This window comes from Traorella sp. mt218, assembly GCF_055420025.1.
On record NZ_JBVAYM010000002.1, the window covers coordinates 42501 to 56548 of the forward strand.

20 protein-coding genes are annotated in these 14048 nt (G+C 37.6%); 18 read left to right on the plus strand and 2 right to left on the minus strand.

The features are described 5' to 3' along the window. Positions 1-47 precede the first annotated feature (47 nt). A complete protein-coding gene (locus ACZYT3_RS01315; RefSeq protein WP_071440887.1) occupies positions 48-248 on the minus strand; it encodes a cold-shock protein in 201 nt (66 codons plus the stop codon). A gap of 367 nt (positions 249-615) precedes the next feature. Between ACZYT3_RS01315 and upp the strand changes: the two genes are divergently transcribed. The 11 genes from upp to atpC are packed head-to-tail and all read left to right on the plus strand — an operon-like array spanning position 616 to position 7988. Further along, the gene (upp, locus tag ACZYT3_RS01320) at positions 616-1236 is read left to right on the plus strand and encodes a uracil phosphoribosyltransferase (protein ID WP_294561409.1); all 621 of its coding nucleotides are present in this window, start codon (positions 616-618) and stop codon (positions 1234-1236) included. After that, on the plus strand, positions 1236-1424 hold the full coding sequence (locus ACZYT3_RS01325) for a hypothetical protein (RefSeq protein ID WP_464087399.1): 189 nt from the start codon (positions 1236-1238) through the stop codon (positions 1422-1424). The genes upp and ACZYT3_RS01325 overlap by 1 nt, the downstream gene beginning before the upstream one ends. Continuing rightward, the gene (locus ACZYT3_RS01330) at positions 1414-1767 is read left to right on the plus strand and encodes an ATP synthase subunit I (RefSeq protein WP_294561411.1); all 354 of its coding nucleotides are present in this window, start codon (positions 1414-1416) and stop codon (positions 1765-1767) included. Before ACZYT3_RS01325 ends, ACZYT3_RS01330 begins: the two co-directional genes overlap by 11 nt. A gap of 4 nt (positions 1768-1771) precedes the next feature. Beyond that, a complete protein-coding gene (locus ACZYT3_RS01335; protein ID WP_464087400.1) occupies positions 1772-2488 on the plus strand; it encodes a F0F1 ATP synthase subunit A in 717 nt (238 codons plus the stop codon). A gap of 24 nt (positions 2489-2512) precedes the next feature. Further along, entirely contained in the window at positions 2513-2761 is a 249-nt protein-coding gene (atpE, locus tag ACZYT3_RS01340) for an ATP synthase F0 subunit C (protein ID WP_281627587.1), read from the plus strand. A gap of 18 nt (positions 2762-2779) precedes the next feature. Continuing rightward, positions 2780-3280, plus strand: a complete 501-nt coding sequence (gene atpF, locus ACZYT3_RS01345) for a F0F1 ATP synthase subunit B (protein WP_464087401.1) — start codon at positions 2780-2782, stop codon at positions 3278-3280. A 2-nt stretch (positions 3281-3282) separates the two neighbouring features. Then, positions 3283-3810 (plus strand): ATP synthase F1 subunit delta, encoded by a 528-nt coding sequence (gene atpH, locus ACZYT3_RS01350; RefSeq protein ID WP_464087402.1) that lies wholly within the window; start codon positions 3283-3285, stop codon positions 3808-3810. A gap of 9 nt (positions 3811-3819) precedes the next feature. Then, entirely contained in the window at positions 3820-5340 is a 1521-nt protein-coding gene (atpA, locus tag ACZYT3_RS01355; RefSeq protein ID WP_464087403.1) for a F0F1 ATP synthase subunit alpha, read from the plus strand. A gap of 2 nt (positions 5341-5342) precedes the next feature. Continuing rightward, on the plus strand, positions 5343-6176 hold the full coding sequence (gene atpG / locus ACZYT3_RS01360; protein WP_464087404.1) for an ATP synthase F1 subunit gamma: 834 nt from the start codon (positions 5343-5345) through the stop codon (positions 6174-6176). Positions 6177-6190: 14 nt separating this feature from the next. Then, positions 6191-7594, plus strand: a complete 1404-nt coding sequence (gene atpD, locus ACZYT3_RS01365; RefSeq protein ID WP_294561417.1) for a F0F1 ATP synthase subunit beta — start codon at positions 6191-6193, stop codon at positions 7592-7594. A 1-nt stretch (position 7595) separates the two neighbouring features. After that, positions 7596-7988, plus strand: coding sequence for an ATP synthase F1 subunit epsilon (gene atpC, locus ACZYT3_RS01370; protein WP_464087405.1), 393 nt, complete (start codon positions 7596-7598; stop codon positions 7986-7988). 64 nt (positions 7989-8052) lie between these two features. On the opposite strand, the gene ACZYT3_RS01375 is transcribed toward atpC, so the two are convergent. Further along, positions 8053-8301, minus strand: coding sequence for a helix-turn-helix domain-containing protein (locus tag ACZYT3_RS01375; protein WP_464087406.1), 249 nt, complete (start codon positions 8299-8301; stop codon positions 8053-8055). 137 nt (positions 8302-8438) lie between these two features. Here ACZYT3_RS01375 and ACZYT3_RS01380 point away from each other — a divergent pair, with 137 nt between their 5' ends. The 7 genes from ACZYT3_RS01380 (at position 8439) to ACZYT3_RS01410 (ending at position 14048) form a co-directional block, all read left to right on the plus strand. After that, entirely contained in the window at positions 8439-10469 is a 2031-nt protein-coding gene (locus ACZYT3_RS01380) for an HTH domain-containing protein (RefSeq protein ID WP_464087407.1), read from the plus strand. A gap of 112 nt (positions 10470-10581) precedes the next feature. After that, positions 10582-10992 carry a PTS sugar transporter subunit IIA gene (locus ACZYT3_RS01385; protein WP_294561420.1) on the plus strand — a complete coding sequence of 137 codons (411 nt, stop codon included), beginning with the start codon at positions 10582-10584 and terminating at the stop codon, positions 10990-10992. 16 nt (positions 10993-11008) lie between these two features. Further along, a complete protein-coding gene (locus ACZYT3_RS01390; protein WP_464087408.1) occupies positions 11009-11497 on the plus strand; it encodes a PTS sugar transporter subunit IIB in 489 nt (162 codons plus the stop codon). Positions 11498-11518: 21 nt separating this feature from the next. Next, positions 11519-12079 carry a PTS sugar transporter subunit IIC gene (locus ACZYT3_RS01395; protein ID WP_464087409.1) on the plus strand — a complete coding sequence of 187 codons (561 nt, stop codon included), beginning with the start codon at positions 11519-11521 and terminating at the stop codon, positions 12077-12079. Beyond that, a complete protein-coding gene (locus tag ACZYT3_RS01400) occupies positions 12079-12330 on the plus strand; it encodes a PTS sugar transporter subunit IIC (protein ID WP_464087410.1) in 252 nt (83 codons plus the stop codon). Before ACZYT3_RS01395 ends, ACZYT3_RS01400 begins: the two co-directional genes overlap by 1 nt. Continuing rightward, positions 12330-13148 carry a PTS system mannose/fructose/sorbose family transporter subunit IID gene (locus tag ACZYT3_RS01405; RefSeq protein ID WP_464087411.1) on the plus strand — a complete coding sequence of 273 codons (819 nt, stop codon included), beginning with the start codon at positions 12330-12332 and terminating at the stop codon, positions 13146-13148. Before ACZYT3_RS01400 ends, ACZYT3_RS01405 begins: the two co-directional genes overlap by 1 nt. Positions 13149-13232: 84 nt before the next feature. Continuing rightward, entirely contained in the window at positions 13233-14048 is an 816-nt protein-coding gene (locus tag ACZYT3_RS01410) for a ChbG/HpnK family deacetylase (protein ID WP_464087412.1), read from the plus strand.

Sequence of the window (14048 nt, forward strand, 5' to 3'; positions counted from 1 at the left end):
AAAAAAGCCGCAGTTTTTACGCTGCGGCATTTCTAATGTCTATTAGATTAGAGAAGAACGACGTTCTTTGCCTGATCTCCCTGGTTTCCTTTTACGACATCAAAGGACACTTTTGCGCCTTCTTCAAGCGTTTTAAAGCCGTCGCTTTGAATTGATGAATAATGTACGAATACATCTTTTGCACCCTCCATCGTAATAAAACCAAATCCTTTTTCACTATTGAACCATTTAACTGTTCCTGTACTCATTGTTAAGTACCTCCTATTTCTGTAATAAGTCTAGAGGTATAAAAAAACATATGTGAAACACGATTTTTAACCCTTTAAATAAACATACAGACTCGTATTTACATATGTGAATGGATATTTATTAGCTTGTTACATGCATACTTTATCATCACTCTAAGGCAAAGTCAATAACAATGCACATTTATTTTTTATAATTGTAACTTTGAATCAAGAGATCTGATGAAGATATGATGAATAAAAAAATGAATGATCATGTCTATTCTACGATTCCTGATAGATATATATGAAGGTAGCAGCGAATTTACTTGGAAAATTCTTATACAAATGGTAGAATATACTAAACGCAGAAAGAAGGAGAAGACGAATTATGTTAAAAGTACTTGATCATCCGTTGATTACACACAAGCTGGCGATTATGCGTGATAAAGACACGTCTACAAAGGATTTCAGACAGAATCTTGATGAAATTGCAGGACTTATGGCTTATGAAATCACTCGTGATTTTCCGACTAAGAAGATCGAGGTAGAAACGCCGATGGGTCCTTGTACTACAAAAGCTTTATCAAAAGATATTGTATTAGTACCGATCTTAAGAGCAGGATTGGGTATGGTTTCAGGTATTTTGGATCTTGTGCCGACAGCAAAGGTAGCTCATATTGGTTTATATCGTGATGAAGAAACATTAGAGCCTCATGAATATTTCGCAAAATATCCAAAAAACATGAAAGATGCGGTCGTTATGATCGTCGATCCGATGCTGGCAACCGGTGGAAGTGCCAATGCCGCAATTACGATGGTAAAGAAACAGGGAGCGCGTAATATCCGTTTGGTATGTCTGGTAGGTGTTCCGGAAGGCGTTCGTGCTGTTGAGGATATGCATCCGGATGTAGATATTTATCTGGCAGCATTAGATGACAAGCTCAATGATGTAGGATATATCGTACCGGGACTTGGAGATGCAGGTGATCGTATTTTTGGTACGAAGTAATGAACGGAATTAAGGCGGTTCATAGATTTCTGTCCCGCCTTATTGTTGGAAGTGGATTGGCAATCTGGCTGGGCATGAAGGCAGATGATCTGTTGAATACGTCGCCATTATTGCTGATCCTATTTCTTTTATATGTTGTCTTAGGGAGCTTATATCTGCTTGTAAAGGAGTTATCTTGTGGAAAATAAAGTAAGGATGTTGAAAAAAGTTGGTTTACTTTCAATTGGGATCACTGTTGTAGTCATGCTCCTGTCACTGCTTTTTTGGGATAAGAGCGTTGCAATTGGAATCGGACTCGGATGTATGATCGGTCTTATTGGTTTTAATATGATCGTTCAGTGGGGCTTCCGTGTACAGGAAACAGGTAGCATGCGTTCTGCTTTTTTCAGTTATATGTTAAGATATTTCTTTTATGGCTGTATGTTTGTTTTAAGCTATTATATGGGGGCTAACCTGTTAGGGATATTAGCAGGTTTTATATGCCATAAAGTAAGCGTTTACATTTATTCGATACGCGATGGCGGGAGGTGATAATTTGTATGAAACTTTCGATGGGATTGTAATTCATTTGGCAGGCTTTGAATTAGCGATCCATACCAGTGTGCTGGTTTGGCTTGGTATCTGTTTAGCAGCAGGTATTATGCTGGTCGCAGCTGGAAGAAAATTTAAGAAAGCAGATATCAGCAAGGCGCCTGGTGGCATGGTACTTGTCTTTGAACAGATAGTGGGATTATTGACCTTTATTGTTGGAAATTCGCTTGGGAAGAATACGAGAAAATATTTATGGTTCTATGGAACCTGTATGATTTTGATGCTGATGAGCAATCTAAGCGGACTTTTAGGAGTTCAGCCCCCAACAAGTAATTTAAGTGTAAATGTGACATTAGCATTGACCATGTGGCTGATCATTCAGACAACAAGCTTAAAGGAAAAGGGTCTTATGGGAAAAATCAAAGGCTGGTGTGAACCGCTTTGGCCGTTATTTCCATTAAATGTTTTGGGAGATTTTACATTGCCTTTATCGCTTTCCCTGCGCTTATTTGGAAATCTTTTAGGCGGTACGATCATTATGGGGCTTGTATATTCACTGTTTAGTGCGTTAAATTCAATTTTAAATGGTTTAGGCATCGTCTTGCTTGCAGTTACGCCCTTCCTGCATGCATATTTTGATATATTTGCAGGATTTATTCAAACGTATATATTTTTTACAATCGCAACATTCTTCCTCGGTCAGGAATTAGGGGAAGAGTAACCACATCGACAGGAGGTAAAAAAGATGGGAGAATTTAATCAGTATTTCGTAGCCGGTATGGCTGTTTTAGGTGCCGGTATTGCCATGGTTGCCGGACTTGGGCCGGGAATCGGTGAAGGTATCGCAGCTAGCAAAGCTTGCGAAGCTGTAGGACGCAACCCGGATGCAGAAGGTAAGATCCGTAATATGATGGTCTTAGGTATTGCGTTATCAGAAACAACAGGTATTTATGCGTTGATCATTGCCTTACTGCTTATTTTCTTAAAGGCATAAGCAGCCGGTGAGGATATCATGAATATTAATATAGAAAATTATCTTCGGCTTAATTTCTCAGATATGATCCTCATTTTAATATCGACTCTTTTGATTTGCCTGATTGCAAAGAAATACTTTTGGCGCTATGTACTGGAATATTTGGATAAGCGTAAAAAACTGATTCAGGATGAATTGGATCGCGCTAAAAAGAGCGAGCAGGAGGCTGAAGCATATAAGCAGAAGTATGCACAGCAGTTGAAAAATGCGAAAGATGAGGCAAATGCAATCTTAGATAAAGCAAGAGAAGAGGCAAATGTACAAAGAGATCAGATCGTTGAGAAGGCCCGGCTTGATGCGAAGATGAAGCTGGAAAAAGCTCAACAGGATATTGAAACAGAAATGCATCATGCCAAGAAAAAAATTCAAGAGGAAATTACAGAGGTTGCGTTTATGGCGGCTCAAAAGATACTTGAAAAAGAAATTGATGAGGAAACGCAGAAAAACTATGTCGAAGCGTTTATCGAAGAGGATAAATAGTTATGGTGGATGCAGTGGCAAAGGCATATGCAATGGCTTTATTTGAGATAGCACAGGATAATGACAAATGTGATGAATATCGTTTGATCATGCGTGATATTAAAAAGACCTCGGATGAGAAATTCATTCAGCTTTTATGTCATCCAAAAATCAGCAAGCAGGAAAAGAAAGCATGTATTGATAAGGTGTATGAGGATTATTTAGATCCTGTATTGATTCATTTTCTTAAGGTTTTGATCGATAAGAACCGTTTTCGTTATATTCATGCGATCTGTGATGAATTTGATCAGATCTATATCGATCATTTTAATATCATACAGGCTATGGTGTATAGTGCCGGTGAATTAAATGAAGATGAAAAAAGTAGGCTGAAGAAGAAGCTGGAAAAGAAGTATAAATGTTCCATTGAATGTGAATACAAGATCGATCCTTCTTTACTGGCCGGTATCAAAGTCATCATTCAAGATGAGGTTTTAGACAATACTGCAGTCAATAGATTAAAGAAGATGAAAGCAGCATCAATAAGGTGAGGTGAACACATGAGCATAAAAGTAGAAGAAATCAGTAAGATCATTAAGGATCAGATCTTACATTATGATGATCAATTAGAAGAAAGTGAAACGGGTAGTGTCATAACTGTGGGTGATGGCATTGCTTTGATTCACGGCTTGAGTCATGCGATGGCCGGTGAGCTGCTGTTGTTCCCTCATGAAGTCTATGGCATGGTGCTTAATCTTGAAGAAGACCATGTCGGAGCGGTTCTGATGGGAAGCGATACCTTGATCAGTGAGGGTGATATCGTGAAACGTACCGGAAAGATCGTGGAAGTACCGGTAGGTGATGCATTGCTTGGGCGTGTCGTAAATGCTTTAGGACAGCCGATTGATGGAAAAGAAGCGATTCATACAGATAAAACAAGACCGATTGAGCGTGTAGCACCAGGTGTCATGACTCGTAAATCAGTTCATCAGCCTTTACAGACCGGTCTTAAGATCATTGATTCAATGATTCCGATTGGCAAAGGACAGCGGGAGCTGATCATCGGCGATCGTCAAACAGGGAAAACAGCGATTGCAATCGATACGATCTTGAATCAAAAGGGAAAGAATGTAAAATGTATTTATGTAGCGATCGGACAGAAAGCAAGCACAGTTGCGCAAATCGTTGAAAAATTAAGACAACATGGGGCTCTTGAATATACGACGATCGTCAGTGCAACAGCCAGTGAATTGGCACCTTTGCAGTATATTGCGCCTTATAGCGGATGTGCTATGGGTGAGGAATGGATGGAGCAGGGGAAGGATGTGCTCATCGTTTATGATGATCTAAGCAAGCATGCGATCGCTTATCGTACATTATCTTTATTATTGAAGCGTCCTCCGGGAAGAGAAGCTTATCCGGGAGATGTTTTCTATCTTCATTCAAGGCTGCTTGAAAGAGCCGCTAAAATGAGCGATGAATATGGTTCAGGGTCTATGACGGCCTTACCGATCATTGAAACGCAGGCAGGAGATATCTCGGCATATATTCCGACCAATGTCATCTCCATTACAGATGGACAGATCTTCCTGCAAAGCGAATTATTCAATGAAGGAATCCGTCCGGCAGTGGATAGCGGGCTATCAGTATCGCGTGTCGGTGGAAGTGCCCAGGTTAAAGCGATGAAACAGGTGAGCGGATCGCTGAAGCTTGAATTGGCTCAATATCATGAAATGCAGGCCTTTTCTAAATTTGGCAGCGATCTGGATGATTCGACAAAAAAGATTCTGGAACATGGTATCAAGCTTACGGAGCTTTTGAAGCAGCCACAGTATGAACCGATGCCGCTTGAGGAACAGATCTTATCATTATTTGCCGCTAAATATGGGTATTTAAAGAAGATCGATGTGAAAGATGTACATCGTTATGAAAAAGAAATGTTTAAAATGATGAAGGATCGTCATCCGGAAATCTTAAAAGAAATCGTTGATAAAGAATCAATTGATGATCAGCTGAATGGAATGATCAAAGAGGTTCTTAATACATTTACTGCTGATTTTATTTCAGAAATTGAGGCGTGATCATGAGTGGTTCACAATTAGCTATTAAAAATAGAATTCGCTCGATCGAGTCTACGAAGAAGATTACCAAAGCAATGCAGCTGGTTGCTGCCAGCAAGTATCAGCGTCAAAAAGAGCGGATGAGCAAAAATAAAGAATATGCGAATGAGCTTAAGGAGCTGTTAGACAGTATCCTTGCTGATCTGGATAACAATGATCATCCTTATTTGAAAAAAAGAGAGGACGCTCATCCGTGCACGATAATTTATACGAGTGATATGGGCTTATGCGGAAGCTTCAATGCCAATATATTTAAACTGATAGAAAATGAATGTTTGTCAGATGAAGAAATTATCATGTTAGGTGCTCGCGGAGCGGGATGGATCAAAAATAAAAATTATCATGTAACGCAAACACTTGTGCAGCTGGAAGATGACTGTTATTCAGATATCGCTTCTTTGGCGGAACAATTGTTGGAGAAGTATCTGAATAATGAAGTAAGCTCGATTCATGTCATATATACAGAATTTAAAAATCCAATGACTTTTGTTCCCCATAAGATGAAGATCCTTCCGGTGGAGGAAAAGAAAAGGGAAGGGAACAGGATCGATACGATCTTTGAACCGGAAGAAGAAGAAATTCTTGAAAAGCTTATTCCTATGGCAGTGAAAAGCATTCTTTATAGTTATTATCTGGAAACAAAAACCAGTGAACAGGCAAGCAGAAGGATATCCATGGAAAATGCGTCAGATAATGCTCAGGAATTAAAGGATACGTTGACTTTACAGTATAATCAGGCACGGCAGGCAGCAATTACACAAGAAATTACTGAAATCGTCGCAGGCAGTGCTACTTAGGGAAAGGAGCCGTTATGACAAAAAATATTGGAAAAATCGTTCAGGTAATCGGTCCTGTCGTTGATATTCATTTTGAGGGACATCTGCCATCGCTTTTAAATGCAATTGAAATCGAAAACACACATACTTCTTCAAGACTGGTGGTTGAAGTAGCCCAGCATATCGGTGATGATCGGGTACGCTGTATTGCCATGGGCGGAACCGATGGTTTGGTCAGAGGCATGGATGCGATCGATACGGGTGCTCCTATCAGTGTTCCGGTTGGTGAAGAAGTATTAGGAAGAATGTTCAATGTATTAGGTGAGGTGATCGATGAGGGAGAACCTTTACCTGAAACGGTGAAGAAAATGCCGATCCATCGCCCAGCACCAAGTTTTGATGAACAGCAGACAACAGCCGAAATATTCGAAACAGGCATTAAAGTGATCGATTTGCTGTGTCCATACCCGAAAGGCGGCAAGATTGGTCTTTTTGGAGGAGCCGGAGTTGGCAAGACCGTCCTGATTCAGGAGCTGATTCATAATATTGCTATTAAGCATGGCGGTTTATCGGTAGTTGCCGGTGTCGGTGAACGGACTCGTGAAGGAAATGATCTGTATCATGAAATGAAGGATTCCGGTGTTTTGGATAAAACGGTTTTAGTTTATGGACAGATGAATGAATCTCCGGGAGCAAGAATGCGCGTAGGGCTAAGTGCACTGACGATGGCTGAATATTATCGTGATGTCAATCATCAGGATGTTCTTTTGTTTATTGATAATATCTTCCGCTTTACCCAGGCCGGAAGTGAAGTGAGCGCTCTTTTGGGAAGAATGCCAAGTGCTGTTGGTTATCAGCCGACCCTGGCCACAGAAATGGGACAGTTACAGGAAAGGATCACATCAACAAAAAATGGTTCGATTACTTCTGTACAGGCTATCTATGTACCAGCTGATGATTTAACTGACCCGGCACCTGCGACGGCCTTTAGTCATTTGGATGCGAAGACCGTCTTGGATCGTTCGATTGCCGCTTTAGGTATCTATCCGGCTGTGGACGGATTGGATTCTACGAGCAGGATGCTTGATCCGCTGATCGTAGGTGAAGAGCATTATGAGGTAGCAAGAGGTGTTCAAGAGCTGCTGCAGAAATATAAGGAGCTTCAGGATATCATAGCAATATTAGGCATGGATGAATTGAGCGAAGAAGACAAGCAAATTGTAAATCGTGCACGTCGTGTACGTAATTTCTTATCCCAGCCATTCTTTGCAGGTGAGCAGTTTACGGGAATGCAGGGAAGATACGTTACCAAAGAGGATACGGTTCGTTCTTTTAAAGCCCTGCTGAATGGTGAGTATGATGATTATCCGGAAGCGGCATTTATGTTTGTCGGTTCTATTGAAGAAGTTGTAGAAAAAGCAAAAAGCTTAGGTGAATGATATGATTCAGGTGAAAATCGTAACGCCTAATGGACGTTATAATACATTTGAAGCCAGTAAGCTTCATGCACATACAGCCTATGGAGAATGTACCTTATTACCTAATCATATGCCTCTTGTTGCGATGCTTGAAATTTCAAGGCTGACCTTGACAGTTGATGGAAATGAAAAGGAATTTGCGATATCCAGCGGTATTCTTCACTTCAATAAAAATCAGGCATATATATTGGTGGATGCGATCGAAGGTAAAGAAGAAATTGATTTGGAGCGCGCAAAGAAAAGTGCTGAACGTGCAAGGAAAAGGCTTGAAAGGAAAGATGCTGATACATCGATACGAAGAGCTGAGGTATCTTTACAACGTGCGTTGAATAGAATTCGTATTAAAAACGGATAAAATAAACGATTCTCTTGACCAAACATATTATTTGGAAAAGAGAATCGTATTTTTCTTATTTAATTTAATGATTATCATTTATTTTAGTTATTTTCACAGATATATCATTTGTTTCATCAGGAATATAATTGATAATATCAGATACATTACAATTCAAAACAAAGCATAAGGTATCTAGGGTTGTTGTTGTAATAGGCTTTCCCTGTTTCATGCGATAGAGGGTATTACTGGATATACCATGATGAAATATCAGATCATATTCTGTTCGTCCTTGTTTAAATAATGTTTGATAAAAAGGATCGTATGAAATCATTGATTTATCCCTCCATATGATACGCATAGTAATATTTTAGCCTACTCAATCAATTGACTATGCTTAATATATTGAGTATAATTTTTCGTAGTTAATAAATATGGGATAAATAAATAACAATAAAGGAAAATAGGAATATGAAATATGAAAGTACGCGTCAGTTATACATATGCTATCATCTTATAAGTGCCTCTTTAGAAAATCCGATTTCAAGTGAACAATTAGCTCAATATGCTTCTTGTTCAGTCAGAACCGTAAAATCAGAAATAAAAGTTTTAGATAAAAAATTAAGTGATGAGCATATCGCAAATATTAAGTCAGTACAAAAAAAGGGTTATTATTTGAATGCGTTAGATGCACGTGAATTTATTAATTATGTAAAATATACAAATCGTTTGATATTCATCTATCGTTTTAATGATATGAGAGAGTTTAATAAAAGGATATTTGTAATTCAAACATTGCTTAGTGAAAAAAATATTACGCTGGACGAAATAGCAAATCGTGTTCATTATTCATATTATTCATTTCAAGAAGTCATGAGATGGGTAAAAGATTATTTTAATTCTTGTGATATTGAAGTAAAATCGGAGGCTGTCGTCGGTTATTCATTATCAGGAAAAGAAGCCAATTTACGTGCATGTATGGTAGAAGCGTTTTATAATCAGCCGAATCAGGATTATATTTTGAAAGCATCAGCAATCTTTACTGTTACTAAATTTAAAAAAATGTTTTATGAAAATAAACAGAATTACATTGATTTACGACATGCTTTTCTAAAAATTTTACGTGAAAGCAAAATATCAATTAAGGATGTTAATACTAAAAAATTGGCTACTTATATCATGCTTCTAAAAGACCGGATATCTAAGGGATATCATGTGGATATAGAAGAGAAGGAAACTGAAGAGATCAAACAGACCTATGAATATACATTAAGTAAAAATATTTTCAAAGATCCGCTCATTCAAAAATGGGTACAACCACCAGAAAATGAGATCATTCATTTTGCAAAATTACTTCTTGTTTATCGGGATTATAATATCAATAAAATAGATGCGTTCAGTCCGTTGCTTTATAAAGTTTTAGAAGAAAGTACAAGTGTTTTATATGAGGCTGAAAAAAGAATGCAGGCTACGATTGGTAAAAATCTTTTTGCGTTAGAATTATATAAATTGTTTCGTAATGACTTGATATCGGTGTTGATGAATATTGTTTTGATGAAGCATTATAAAATGTCAGGAAGGATCCAGCTTATTACTTATGTCGAAACGGTGAGTGAAGATATTACACCGATTGCAAATGAAATTTCCCGTAACTTGCTTTATCATATTCAAAACATTTTACAAGTTGAAACCAATGATTTTTATGTAACGATATTTGCGAACATCTTTGAATATATGTTTCAAAGAATCAAGTATAGTTATCAAAAACAACGTTTAGCCTGTGTTTCCGTATGTGGGTTGATCATCGCAAAACATATGAGTGAAGAACTATTATCCAGTTACAGTAATTATATTTCATGTGTAGATATTTTTGATCAATATGAGCTTAGGAGAATTAATTTCGAGAATTATGATTTAGTGATTTGTGATACAGAATTTTATGAGAATAATTATCCACTTCCTTACACACCTTACCGCCCTTTTAATCAAAAACACGATCACACTTATTTATTCCATCATGTATTTAAGTTTGGATTTACTACCGTAAGAATGGAGGAGATCGTAAAATTTACCAATACGCATATTGCTTTCACGGTTCTTGGAAAAGAGGAAGCTTTTGATGGTGTCGCACATCTTTTGTGTCAGGATCCATTAAAACAAGTTAAAGATTGGCAAGATAAAGAAAAGATATATTCTCATTTAGATAATAAAAATCAAATCGTTGTCTTATTTTGTAATTATGACTATACACAAAAAGAGTTTATTGAAATCTTTAAAACGAGCAAAAAGAGCTTATGGGAAAATCAGCATATCAATTATATTATAGTGGTTTCGATAGACCCTGATATAAGTGTTAATGATATGAAATTATCCAATTGTGTTTTAAATTATCTGATGAATGATTCTCAATTGATTCAGGATCTATATGAAAACAAAGTAAGATGTTTAAATCATATATTCAATATGGCGATCCAACAGGAATTCAACTGGTGGCGCCGATAGGAAAATGCACTCAAAAGGGTGCATTTTTCATTTTTGCATTTTAAAGCATTACAAACAATACAAACTTATTTTTGGAAAAAATGGTATTGTATAGATGCAGGAGGTGAAAGTGATGCTGAAGATCTTTCTATCATCTCATGGCCATTTGGCTAGTGGAATGAAAAGTTCTTTGGATATATTAGCCGGAGAATCTTCAAAGCTGACAGTATTTGATGCTTATGTAGATGAGCAATCAGTGAAACAAAAGCTTGATGAGTTTTATGAAACAGTGACTGATGAGGATACGGTCGTATTATTGTCAGATTTGTATGGAGGTAGTGTTAATTCGACGATGTACACATATCTGACAAAAAAGAATACGTATCTGGTTGCAGGAATTAATCTGGCATTTTTATTAGAAATCGTGATGCAGGAAGAAGTCACGAAAGAATCATTAGCGAATCTCGTAGCCCAGAGCAGAGAAATGATGTGTTTAGTTGAACTGAATACGGAAGAAGCTGATGAAGATGAAGATTTTTTATAGAAAGTGAGGTGAGAGCATGATTAAAATGGTTCGTTTAGATGAGCGTATGATCCACGGACAGATCGTTATCAAATGGTCACGTATTTTAAATGTCGATCGGATCATTGTTGCCAATGATGCGGCAGCTAGCAACGATATCGTGAAGAAGTCTTTGATGATGGCAGCTCCAGGAACATGTAAGGTAGCCATTAAAAGTGTAGCAGGTGTGATCGAACTGATGAAAAATCCGAAGGCTGCTAATCACGATATATTGATCATTGTCGCAAATCCTAAAGATCTATTAGAAATTGTGAACAATGTGGAAGGCGTTACGCGACTGAATATTGGTAATTACGGAAGAATCAGCGAGGGGGCTGGAACAGTAAGAAAGAAATATACGACAACATTGTACTGTACAGATGAAGAAGCTGATATATTCAGGGAAATTATTAAAAAGGGTATTGAATGTAATATCCAGGTTGTGCCAGATGATGTTCCTGAGCCAATATCCAAGATATTTAAATAAAGCAAAAAAGGAGGAAAAGATATGGTTGAAGTTGCTTTTAAGCTTGCGTTTGTCTATTGGGTTGTTCATGTGTTAGATACTTATATTCTTTCATGGCAGTGTCTTGTTCGCCCAATTGTTGTTGCACCAATTGCCGGTCTTGTGATGGGAGATCCTCAGACAGGAATCATCATGGGTGCTTCTTTGGAATCGGTATTTATGGGTATTTCTGCTATTGGAGGATCACTCCCTGCGGATGCAGCTACTGGAACGATCATTGCTGTCGCATTTACAATATTAACTAATGCTGATATGGAAACAGCGATATCATTATCTTTACCAATTGGCACAATTATGATTTCCATTAATAATTTATTTAGTCCTGTAAAGGCTGCATTTGCGCCATTATTTAAGAAACTGGCTACTAGCGGAAATATAAAAAAATTTGAAATTGTTGCACAAATTGCTAATATTCTTTTCCCGATGATTCCATCAATTGTCATGTTTTTTGCAATTGCTTATGGTGTAGAAGGTTTAGAGAATCTTATTGCTTCATTACCGGCATGGGTAATGACAGGTTTAAGTGCTGCAAGCTCCATGTGATGCTGGCTGTAGGATTTGCAATCTTAACGGCTATGATCTGGTCAAAGGAAATTGGTTATTTCTTCTTTGCAGGCTATGTTTTAGTGGCTTACTTATCAATGGATACGCTGGCTATTGCAATTTTAGGAGCTATTGTTGCGGCAACGTTGTTTTTACAGGAAAAGCGTTCGCTTGATCTGGAAAATAAGATTACGAAACTTGTAAGTGAAGGAAATGTCAGTGCAAATAATGATGAGGAGGATTTCTTCTAATGGAAAAGGTAGTATTATCAGCTGAAGAGAAAAAAATATTAAGAAAAGTACAATTGCGTTCTCATTTTGTTTTTATGGCAGTAAACATGGTTCAGATGGAAGCTAATGGTATGACATATACGTTGGCCCCTGCTTTGGAAGAAATTTATAAAGATGATCCTGAAGGTAAAAAAGAAGCATATGCAAGAAGTCAGCAATTCTTTAATACCCATGCGGTTCCATTCTCATTTATAGCTGGTCTGGTATGGGCAATGGAAAAGGAACATAAAGAAAATAATTCTGTAGATGGACAAACGATCGAAAGTATCAAAGCTGCTTTGATGGGTCCTACTGCGGGAATGTTTGATTCACTGTTCTTCAACTGTTTGCGTATCATTGCTGCCGGTGTAGGTATTGGTCTGTGTTCACAGGGAAATATCTTAGGTACGGTTCTCTTTATCTTGATTTATGGTGTTCCACAGTCGATCCTTAAATTCATTTTTGTAAGAATGGGTTATACGTATGGTACTTCATTCATTGAAATGGTATTTAATTCAGGCTTGATGGCATCCTTTACAAAAGCTGCTTCTATTTTAGGTATTATCATGGTAGGCGCCATGACAGCTTCTATGGTCAGCGTACCTTTGGCATTAACGCTAAATATTGGTGATACATCTGTTGTTATCGGTGATGTAATCAATTCCATTTTCCCGGGACTTTTAGGTGTTTGCCTCTTATTCTGGTATGTATCATTGATTCGCAAAGGTGTACGTCCTACATGGCTTATCGTTATCACGTTAGTGATTGGTTTAGTGGGAGCACTTATCGGATTATTCTAGTGAAATAAGCGTATGAACAGGAAGAAAAGAAGAATCGTTGAATTTTCTTCATTTCTTCCTGTCTTGTTTTAAATGGAGGTTCAAATGAAAAAGAAACTGATTGTAGTAGCAGATGATTTTGGTTTTTCAGAAGCTTATAACTATGGTGTGATTAAAGCTTATAAGGAAGGTATCGTAACTGTTGCATCTTTGATGAGCAATATGGTAGCAGCCAAACATGCCGTTGATCTGGCAAAAGAATATCCTGGTCTTTGTCTGGCTCAGCATACCAATTTTGTACAGGGCTTTCCTGTTTCAAAAGCTGAAGAAGTGCCGTCAATGGTTGATGACACGGGTGAATTTTATCGCTCCTATCAATGGGCTCCGGTTGGCTTTAATGCTGCGGCGAAATGTAAAGGAACGGTAGTTGTTTCTTATGAAGATGCGAAAAAAGAAACGATTGCGCAATTAAACCGTTTTAAGGAACTGGTAGGAGAATATCCAATTCATTTTGAGGGACATTCAGTAATTACTCCAAATATTGAAAAAGCCTTTAATGAAGTTAGTGAAGAATATCATTTACACTGTATGACGACGAAAGAAGAAAATGATGATTTTTATTATGCACATGAACTTGTGTATGGTGAAAAAGGTGAATTTTATATCAATGCGATACAAAGTCCACAAGGACAGAAAGTTGAAGATTTCATTAATAGCAATGGTTATGGTCTTCTTGAAAGTCCTTATGAATATAATGTCATGCACTTCCATCCGGGATATTTAGATGCCTATGTCTTAGATCATACTTCACTGACAATTCAGCGATGTCGCGATTTACAGGTCTTAACGAGCCCACAAGTCAGAGAATGGATCAAAGCACATGATATTGAACTCGTGAATTTTAATGCTTTGCGTAAATGA